7 protein-coding genes are annotated in these 9,754 nt (G+C 70.8%); 3 read left to right on the top strand and 4 right to left on the bottom strand.

Annotation, left to right across the window (positions count from 1 at the left end; genetic code table 11):
• The 3 genes from LOY02_RS03530 to soxR form a co-directional block, all read left to right on the top strand.
• Positions 1-858: FHA domain-containing protein (locus LOY02_RS03530; protein ID WP_317180948.1), on the top strand; the 858-nt coding region annotated here is incomplete at its 5' end.
• Positions 859-950: 92 nt separating this feature from the next.
• Positions 951-1,514: an AAA family ATPase gene (locus LOY02_RS03525; RefSeq protein WP_317180947.1), complete on the top strand. Its 564-nt coding sequence runs from the start codon at positions 951-953 to the stop codon at positions 1,512-1,514.
• Between the two features lies 1 nt (position 1,515).
• Positions 1,516-1,950, top strand: a complete 435-nt coding sequence (soxR, locus tag LOY02_RS03520; protein ID WP_317180946.1) for a redox-sensitive transcriptional activator SoxR — start codon at positions 1,516-1,518, stop codon at positions 1,948-1,950.
• 142 nt (positions 1,951-2,092) lie between these two features.
• Here the strand turns inward: soxR and LOY02_RS03515 are convergent, their stop codons facing one another.
• The 4 genes from LOY02_RS03515 to LOY02_RS03500 all read right to left on the bottom strand — a co-directional run.
• Positions 2,093-5,155, bottom strand: a complete 3,063-nt coding sequence (locus tag LOY02_RS03515) for a glycine--tRNA ligase (RefSeq protein WP_317180945.1) — start codon at positions 5,153-5,155, stop codon at positions 2,093-2,095.
• A gap of 114 nt (positions 5,156-5,269) precedes the next feature.
• Entirely contained in the window at positions 5,270-7,294 is a 2,025-nt protein-coding gene (locus LOY02_RS03510; RefSeq protein ID WP_317180944.1) for an ABC transporter ATP-binding protein, read from the bottom strand.
• Positions 7,294-9,024, bottom strand: coding sequence for an ABC transporter ATP-binding protein (locus LOY02_RS03505; protein WP_317180943.1), 1,731 nt, complete (start codon positions 9,022-9,024; stop codon positions 7,294-7,296). The genes LOY02_RS03510 and LOY02_RS03505 overlap by 1 nt, the downstream gene beginning before the upstream one ends.
• Before the next feature lie 96 nt (positions 9,025-9,120).
• On the bottom strand, positions 9,121-9,754 hold a 634-nt coding region (locus tag LOY02_RS03500; RefSeq protein WP_317180942.1), incomplete at its 5' end, for a helix-turn-helix domain-containing protein.

Below are 9,754 nucleotides of genomic sequence, written 5' to 3'. Positions count from 1 at the left end.
AGCGGGTCGGGGGGCGCGGCGCCCGCCGCCAGCCGCCCCGGCGCCACCGGGTCGTATGCCGCTGGGCCGGTCGCAGCGCCCACCCTCGGTGCCGCTCCGGCGGGATCCGCGGGCAGGTCCTCGCTCGACCTCGGCCCGGCGACCCCGCCCGAGTCGTCCGGCACGGCCACCCCAGAGTCGCTCGAGTGCCCGAACTGCGAGGCGCCGAACCCGCCCGGCGCGCTGTTCTGCGAGGCCTGCGGCTACGACTTCACCACCGGGGCCATGCCGCGCGTCGCAGGTGGCGGCGAAGACGCTGCAGCCACCGCGGGCGCTGAAGCGGCAGGAGCGGGCACGGACACTGCTGCCGACGCGAAGGCCGCCGACCCCGCCCCCGGGTCGAGCGCTCCCGAAGGGCCGCCCGCCTCCGCGTCGAGTGCGCACCAGGCGCCGAGCGACACGGCGTTCGAGTGGCTCGCCGAGGTCTGGGTCGACCCGGACTGGTACCAGACCCAGGAGGTCGAGGACCCCTGCCCCTCGCCCGGCCTGCCCATCATCATCCCGATCCGAGCGCGCAGCGTCCTCCTCGGCCGGGTCAGCCAGAGCCGCAACACCCACCCCGAGATCGACCTCTCGTCGGACCCCGGTGTGAGTCGGCGACACGCGCAGCTGACGACGGACGGGGTCCGATGGTTCGTCGAGGACCTCGGCAGCTCCAACGGCACGTTCGTCGGCCCGGCCTCGGGGCGGCTTCCGGACGACCCGATCGCGGTCGGACCGAAGACCGAGCTCGGCGACGACGACCGGCTCTACGTCGGCGCGTGGAGCCGGGTGGTCGTGCGCAGGGCGACGCCGGACGAGGTCGAGGCGTACGCCTGAGGTGCCACGGGGAATGCCACACCCTGCAGGTCACTTGAACTCTATGTGAACCACCGCGACAGTCAGGGGTCCGCACCCTTAGGGTGTGCCCTGTGACGGATCGGCTCCCCCTCCCGGCCTCCGTCGACACGCCGCAGACCATTGTCGTGACGGGCGTCATGGCTGCCGGCAAGTCGACTGTCTCCCAGCTGCTCGCCGAGCGCTTCAGCAGGGCGGTGCACCTGCGCGGCGACGAGTTCCGGCGCGTCGTCGTCAGTGGCCGGGTCGACATGTCCCCCCACGGCGATCCGGAGGCCGAGCGCCAGCTCGCGTTGCGCCACCGGCTCACCGCCCACACCGCCAACATGTACGCCGAAGCGGGCTTCACCGTCGTCGTCCAGGACCTCTTCGTCGGTGCGAGCCTCGAGCCCTTCCTCGAGCAGCTCGAGGCCCCGATCAGCCTCGTCATGCTCGCGCCGGACGTCTCGACCGTCATGCGGCGCGAGTCCGAGCGCGCCAAGACCGGCTATGGCGACCTGTGGTCGATCAGCGACTTCGACCTCAAGGTGCGGACCGAGACCCCGAAGATCGGCCTGTGGCTGGACAGCTCGCAGCAGACACCCGACGAGACCGTCGACGAGATCATCCGGCGGCTGCCGGAGGCGAGAATCCGCTGACATGGCGATCCAGCTGACGATCGGCCAGGTCTCCGAGCGCACCGGGGTCGCCACCTCGGCCCTGCGCTACTGGGAGGCGCTCGGCCTCATCTCGTCGGTGCGCACCACCGGCAACCAGCGCCGCTACGAGCGGCCGACGATCCGCCGCGTGTCCTTCATCCGCGCCGCCCAGCGGGTCGGCCTGACCCTCGACGAGATCAAAGCCGCCTTGGCGACCCTGCCCGACTCCCGGACGCCCACGGCGCGGGACTGGGCGAGGCTGTCCGCGGCGTGGCGCTCGCGGCTCGACGAGCAGATCCGCCGCATCGAGCTGCTTCGGGATCGTCTCGACGGCTGCATCGGCTGTGGCTGCCTCAGCCTGACGACGTGTGCCCTCAACAACCCGCAGGACGAGCTCGCCGCCCTGGGGCCCGGCGCTCACCGGCTCGACCCCTGACTCGCCGCCTCTCCCTGGACATCACGGGGAACATGGACACCACGGGCAACACGCCCGGAGGTTCGCACCTCACCAGTGAAATTTCCGTGGTGGGTTGCGCACTGCCGGGCGTGTTGCCGAGAAGAGGGTGGCGTCGTGAAGGTCAGGCGTCGAGGGCCGAGTGCAGGGCGCGCCAGTCGATACCCCGCGGCGCGCGCTCGACGATCGTCTGCAGCAGGCCGAGCCGTGCCGACCTCAGCTCCGGCTCCTCGGCCATGACGAGCACCTCGTCGAAGAACGTCGTCAGCTCGCCGACGACTCCCCCCGCGACCTGAACCCACTCGGGCAGCGTGCCGGCAGACAGGTCGGGCAGCTCGGCCACCTTGGCGTGCAGCGCGAGCTCCGCAGGCTCCCGCAGGAGCGAGGGGTCGTATGCCGCTGGGCTGCCGTGCGGGACGATGCGGGTGATGCGCTGGGTGGCCTCCACGAGCTCGGCGAACCCGTCCTGTCGGCGGACGGTGGCGATGTCGCGGAGCACCGCCTCGGCCTTGCCCGGGGACGCGGCGAGCGGCTGGACGGCGGTGGCCAGAGCCGATGGCACTCCTTCGTCGTGCAGCTGCTGTCCGAACCGGCCGGTGACGAACTCCCTGGCCGTGTCGATCGCCTCGACGGTGACGTCGAGACCCTGCTGACGCAGCTGGTCGGCGGCCGCGGAGAGGCCGCGCTCGACGGAGATCGCGGAGAGCGTCGGCTGCGAGCGGAGGATGCCGATGACCCCGAGCGCGGCCCGGCGCAGGGCGAACGGGTCGGACGACCCCGTGGGCTTGGCCCCGAGCGCGAACATCGCCATGAGCAGGTCGAACCGGTCGGCGAGGGCGAGCAGCGCACCCGGTCGGGACTCGGGCAGCGCCCCGCCGGCCGTTCGCGGCTGCTCCATCTCGTAGAGCGCCTCCGCCACCTCCGGAGTCTCGCCGGCCTTGAGGGCGTACTCGCGCGCCATGTAGCCGGCGAGGCTGGACAGCTCGACGACCATCTGCGAGGCGAGGTCGAACTTCGCCAGCTCGCTCGCCCGGGACAGCGTCTCTCCCTCGGCGGCGTCGAGGGAGACGTGCTCGGCGAGCGCGGCCGCGACGTCGCGGATCCGGTCGGCCCGGTCCCCCATCGACCCGATGCGCTCCTCGAAGGTGAGCTTGGCGATCCCGGCCCGCAGGTCCGCGAGCGGCACCTTGAGGTCGGCGGCGTAGAAGAAGGCCGCGTCCTCGTAGCGGGCCCGCAGGACGTTCTCGTTGCCGCGACGGACGAGGTCGTCGTCGCAGTCGCCGCCCGCCATCGTGACGAAGTAGGGCAGGAGCGAGCCGGACGCATCGCGGACCGGCAGGTAGCGCTGGTGCTTGCGCATCACCGTCGTGAGGATCTGCTCGGGCAGCTCGAGGTAGCGGGCCTCGAACGATCCGAGGATGCCGTGCGGCGCCTCGACGAGGTTGGTGATCTCGTCGACGAGCCCGGCCTCCGCGTCGACGTCCACGACGCCGCCGACCGACGCGGCGAGGGTGTGGGCCTGGCGAACCACGCTCTCCCGGCGGGCCACCGGGTCGACGACGAAGTCGCGCTCGGCCAGCTTGGGCAGGAGCACGTCGGCATTCTCGACCTCGACGAGCGGGCCGGCCTCGGTGCGCTCGCCATACGTCGTCCGGCCGGACCTCAGCCCGGAGACCTCGACCGGCACGACCGTCTCGCCCCAGAGCGCGAGGATCCAGCGGATCGGCCGGCTGTAGGCGAGCTGCGGGTCCCCCCAGCGCATGTTCTTGTCGGCGCGCAGGCCGGTCACGACGTCGGCGATGATCGCGCCGACCACCTCGAGGACCCCGCGGCCCTGCTCCTGGACCCGGACGGCGACGTGCTCGACCCCGTCGAAGTCCGCCCGAACGAGCTCGGCGACGTCGACCTTCTGGCCGCGGGCGAAACCTTCCGCCGCCTTGGTCGGCGCGCCGTCGGGGCCGAACGCCGCCGCCACCTTCGGGCCCTTGCGCAGCGTCTCGGCGTCCGGCTCGTGCGCTCCGACCGCGTCGACGATCGCGATCACGCGACGCGGCGTCCCCTGGACCTCGATCCTCCCGTGCGGCAGTCGCGTCGCGGCGAGCCGCTCGGTGAGGCCGGCGCGGACCTGCTCGATCGCCTGGTCGACGACGTGCGGGGGCAGCTCCTCGACCCCGATCTCGACAGCCAGCCGACGCGTGACGTCGGGCGCGAGACCGGCGAGCTCAGCGGCATACGCCTCCGGGGGCGAGTCCACCCCCCGCGAAGGCGGCATGACAGCGCGTCCCTCCATCGGCGGCAGCTCGGCATCGAGCAGCGGAAACCCGAGCTCTTCGCGCCGCTCGACCCACAGCCGGGACACCTCGCGCGCGAGGCGCCGCATCGTGCCGAACGCCCGCGCCCGCTCCGTCGTGGAGATGGCGCCGCGGGCGTCGAGGACGTTGAAGGCGTGCGAGCTCTTGAGGACGTAGGTGTGCGCGGGGACGGGGAGTCGGGCATCGACCATCCGCTGCGCCTCGGCCGTGTAGCGCTCGAAGAGCTCCCGGTTGGTCTGGACGTCGGCGTCGTCGAGGTAGTAGCGCGACATCTCGAACTCGGTCTGGCCGAAGGCCTCGCCGTAGCTGATGCCCGGCGCGTAGACCATGTCCCTGAAGTGGGTGACCCCCTGGAGCGCCATCATGATGCGCTCGATGCCGTAGGTGAGCTCCACCGAGACCGGGTCGAGGTTCTGCCCGCCGACCTGCTGGAAGTAGGTGAACTGGGTGATCTCCATGCCGTCGAGCCAGACCTCCCAGCCCAGGCCCCACGCGCCGATCGCCGGCTGCGCCCAGTTGTCCTCGACGAAGCGGACGTCGTGGGCCCTGAGGTCGATGCCGAGCGCCTCGAGCGACTCGAGGTAGAGCTCCTGCGGGTTGCCCGGGTCGGGCTTGAGGATGACCTGGAACTGGGTGTGCGTCTGGAGCCGGTTGGGGTTCTCGCCGTAGCGGGAGTCGTCGGGTCGCACGCTCGGCTCGACGTAGGCCACCCGCCACGGCTCCGGCCCGAGCACCCGCAGGATCGTGGCGGGGTTCATCGTCCCGGCGCCGACCTCGGTGTTGAAGGGCTGGACGACCATGCAGCCCCGGTCGGTCCAGAACTTCTGCAGGGTGAGCAGGGCGTCTTGGACGGTGAGCGTGGTGGTGTCAGGCACCGGACAAGGCTACCGGCGGCGCGCAGGTGCCCCGACCACGCGTTCACCCCCAGCCGGTATGCCGCTGAGCCAACCCCCTCACGTCCCCGGACTCCCAGCCCTCCCGTCGCAGGGTCAGCCGAGCGGGCCGGAGACCTCGGCCACCTCGTCCACGTCGGCCGCCGCACCCGCGAACTGAGCGGCATACAGCGTCGCGTAGGCCCCGTCCCGAGCGAGCAGCTCGGCGTGCGACCCCTGCTCGACGATGCGGCCGTGCTCCATGACGAGGATGAGGTCGGCGTCCCGGATCGTGGAGAGCCGGTGCGCGATGACGAAGCTCGTCCGGTCGGACCGCAGCGCCCGCATGGCGTGCTGGACGAGCAGCTCGGTGCGGGTGTCGACCGAGCTCGTCGCCTCGTCGAGGATGAGCAGCGCCGGGTCGGAGAGGAAGGCCCGGGCGATGGTGATGAGCTGCTTCTCCCCGGTCGAGATGTTGCTCGCCTCGTCGTCGAGGACGGTGTCGTAGCCGTCCGGCAGCGAGTGCACGAAGCGGTCGACGTAGGTCGCACGGGCCGCCTCGAGCACCTCCTCGTCGGTGGCGTCCGGCCGCCCGTAGGCGATGTTGTCGCGGATCGTCCCGGCGAAGAGCCAGGTGTCCTGGAGCACCATGCCGATCCGGGACCGCAGGCCGTGGCGCGTGAGGTCGCGGATGTCGACGCCGTCCAGCGTGATCCGGCCCCCGTCGAGCTCGTAGAACCGCATGATGAGGTTGACGAGGGTGGTCTTGCCGGCACCGGTCGGCCCGACGATGGCGACCGTCTGACCCGGCCGGACGACGAGGTCGAGGTCCTCGATGAGGGGCTGGTCCGCGTCGTAGGAGAAGGACACCCCCTCGAAGGCGACCTCGCCGCGCGGGCTCTCGATGACGTCGGGCACCTCGATCTCGGGCTCCTGCTCCGCGGCGTCGAGCACCTCGAAGACCCGCTCCGCCGACGCGACCCCGGACTGGAGCAGGTTGGCCATCGAGGCGACCTGGGTCAGCGGCTGCGTGAACTGCCGGGAGTACTGGATGAAGGCCTGGACGTCACCGAGCGACATCGTCCCGGAGGCCACCCTGAGACCGCCGACGACAGCGACGACGACGTAGTTGAGGTTCCCGATGAACATCATGACCGGCATGATGATGCCGCTGACGAACTGCGCCCCGAACGAGGCACCGAAGAGCTCGTCGTTCTTCGTCCGGAAGTTCGCCTCCGTCTCCTTCTGGCGCCCGTAGACCTTGACGAGCCCGTGGCCGGTGTAGGTCTCCTCGATGATCCCGTTGAGCTCGCCGGTGTTGCGCCACTGCTGGACGAAGAGCTTCTGCGAGCGCTTCGCGATGAGGCCGGTGACGGCGATCGAGATCGGGATCGTCACCAGGGCGATGAGGGCGAGCACCCAGGAGATCCAGAACATCATCGCGAGGACGGCGATGACGGTGAGCAGCGAGTTGAGCAGCTGCGAGAGCGTCTGCTGGAGCGACATGCTCACGTTGTCGATGTCGTTGGTGACCCGGCTGAGGATCTCACCGCGCGGCTGCTTGTCGAAGTAGGGCAGCGGGAGGCGGTTGAGCTTGGCCTCGACGTCCTGCCGCAGCCGGTACATCGTCCGGGCGAGGACGCCCTGGAGAACCCACCCCTGCACCCAGAGCAGGAGGGACGAGACGACGTAGAGCGCGGTGACGACGAGGAGCACCTCGCCGACGGCTCCGAAGTCGATGCCCTCGCCGATGACGACACCCGCCTTCTCGAGCATGTCGGCCATCGACTCCTCGCCTCGGGCCCGCAGGCCCGCGATGACCTGCTCGGTCGTCGTCCCCGGCGGGGTGTTCTCGGCGAGCTGACGGCCGAGCAGGCCGCCGAAGATGAGGTCCGTCGCGCGGCCGAGGATCTTCGGGCCGATCGAGCTGAGGAAGACGCTCACGACGACGAGCGTGACGACGGCGATGACCTTGCCCCGCTCGGGCCGGAGCAGGCCGAGGAGCCGTTTCGCCGACGGCCCGAAGTTGAGGGACTTCTCCGCCGGCTGGCCCATCATCATGTGCGGTGGCCCTCCCCGGCGGGCCGGTCCGCGCCGGGCCTCGGCGGCCTTCTCCTCGGCGGTCTTGACGCCTTCGGCCATCAGGCCACCTCCTCCGCGCTGCGCTGGGACAGGGCGATCTCCTGGTAGGTCTCACACGTCTCGAGGAGCTCGTCATGCGTGCCCTGACCGACGATGCGGCCGTCGTCGAGCACGACGATGTGGTCGGCGTCGATGATCGTCGACACGCGCTGGGCGACGATGACGACCGTCGAGTGCGCGGTCACCGGCCGCAGGGCGGCGCGCAGCCGGGCATCGGTCGACAGGTCGAGAGCCGAGAAGGAGTCGTCGAAGAGGTAGATGTCGGGTCGCTTCACGACCGCCCTGGCGATGGCGAGACGTTGTCGCTGGCCGCCCGACACGTTGGTGCCGCCCTGGGCGATCGGCGTGTCGAGTCCGCCGAGCCGCTCGACGAAGTCGGCCGCCTGGCTGATCCGCAGGGCATCCCAGAGCTCGTCGTCGGTGGCTTCGGGATTGCCGTAGCGCAGGTTGCTCGCCACGGTGCCGGTGAAGAGGTAGGGCTTCTGCGGGACGAGGCCGATCCTCGCCCACAGGGCGTCGAGGTCGAGGTCGCGCACGTCGACGCCGCCGACCTTGACCCGACCGGATCGCACGTCGAAGAGGCGAGGCACGAGGCCGAGCAGCGTCGTCTTGCCGGAGCCGGTGGACCCGATGATCGCCGTCGTCCGGCCGGGCATCGCCTCGAAGGTGATGTCGTGGAGCACCGCGTGCTCTGCGCCGGGGTAGCGGAACTCGACGTCGACGAACTCGACCCCGGCGCGCGGCACGCGGATCGGGATCGGCTGGACCGACTGCTCGATGGACGAGGTCGTGTCGAGCACCTCGGTGATGCGGCCGGCAGAGACCGCGGCGCGCGGGATCATCGTCGCCATGAAGGTGGCCATCATGACCGCCATGAGGATCTGCACGAGGTAGGCGAGGAACGCCGTGAGGGAACCGACCTCCATGGCCCCGCTGTCGACGCGGTAGGCGCCGAACCACAGGACGGCGACCGTGGACATGCTGAAGATGAACATGACGACGGGGAAGACGAGCGCCATGAGCCGCCCGACACGCAGCCCGGCCTCGGTGAGGTTGGCGTTGGCGTCGCTGAACCGGAGCTCCTCGTGCTGCTCCCGCACGAACGCCCGGACGACGCGGATGCCGGTGATCTGCTCGCGCAGGACGCGGTTGACGCCGTCGAGCGAGGTCTGCATCCGCGTGAACCACGGCACCATGCGCGAGATGACGAGCCCGACGACGAGCCCGAGCAGCGGAACCGCGACGGCGACGAGCCAGGAGAGCCCGACGTCCTCCCGGAGCGCCATGATGATGCCGCCGAACATCATGATCGGCGTCGACACGAGCATCGCGAAGCCCATGAAGAGGACCATCTGCACCTGGGTGACGTCGTTGGTGTTGCGCGAGATGAGGGTCGGCGCCCCGAACCTGGCGACCTCCTGCGCGGAGTAGTCGATGACGGTGTCGAAGACGGACGCGCGGAGGTCGCGTCCCACCCCCATGGCGGTGCGGGCTGCGAGGTAGGTGGCGCCGACGGCCGCGCCGATCTGGACGATGCTCACCCCGAGCATGAGGACGCCGTGGCTGAGAATGAAGTCGGTGTCGCCCTTGGCCACGCCCTCGTCGATGATCTCGCCGTTGAGGCTGGGCAGGTAGAGCGACGCGAGGGTGCTGACGAGCTGCAGCAGCACGATGAAGGTGATCTCGCGTCGGTAGGGCTGCAGGTGGCGCCGAAGCAGTCGGACGAGCATCGGGGGCCTTTCTTGCTGCTGGTGGAGGGGGTGGCGCGGGAGAGACGCTAGGGACTCACGCGGGGTGAGGATCAATCGCTTTTCGGCCCGACGCCGTCAGTCCGGACGGGCGCGCACCCCGTCGAGGATGGTGTCGACGACCTCCTCGGGCGTGAGGAGCTCGCCCTGCGCGATGCCGGGGTGGCTGCCCGAGAAGCTGAGCAGCCGGATGCGGTGGAGCAGCTGGTGCGGACTGACCGTGACTGCGTCGGCGTCGACGAGGTCGAGCACGGGGAGGAAGAGCTCCGCCTCGAGCGGCTCGCACCCCTGGGCGGGATCCGATCGCACGTGCCGTCCCGCCTCGAAGCACGCCGCGTGGTGAGCCATGTGGGGCGCCTCGGTGAGCCCGAGCGCGGTCATGAGACCGATCACGTCCTGGACCCGCCGTTGCAGGATCGCCGCGAACGCGACGAGCCGGGCCCGCATGGGCTGCGAACGGTCGATGGCGAGGAACTCCTGTCGCGCACCAGCCGGACAGAAGGCGGACTCGACCGCGTCGGCCTCGAGGGCGTCCTTGCTCGGAAAGGCCCGGAAGATCGTGCCCTCCGCGACCCCGGCGGCCCGGGCGATCTCGCTCGTCGTCGGGACCCGTCCGTCCTTCCGGGCGAGCTCGAGGAAGACGTCGACGAGAGCCTCGCGCCGCTCGGCGGGTGCCAGCGGCGCCGCGCGCCCGGTCGTGGAAGCCATGGCG

Source organism: Intrasporangium sp. (genome assembly GCF_032907665.1).
GTDB lineage: Bacteria > Actinomycetota > Actinomycetes > Actinomycetales > Dermatophilaceae > Intrasporangium.
The sequence above is the reverse complement of the archived record's forward strand: the minus strand, read 5'-3'. Positions and strand labels throughout refer to the sequence as shown.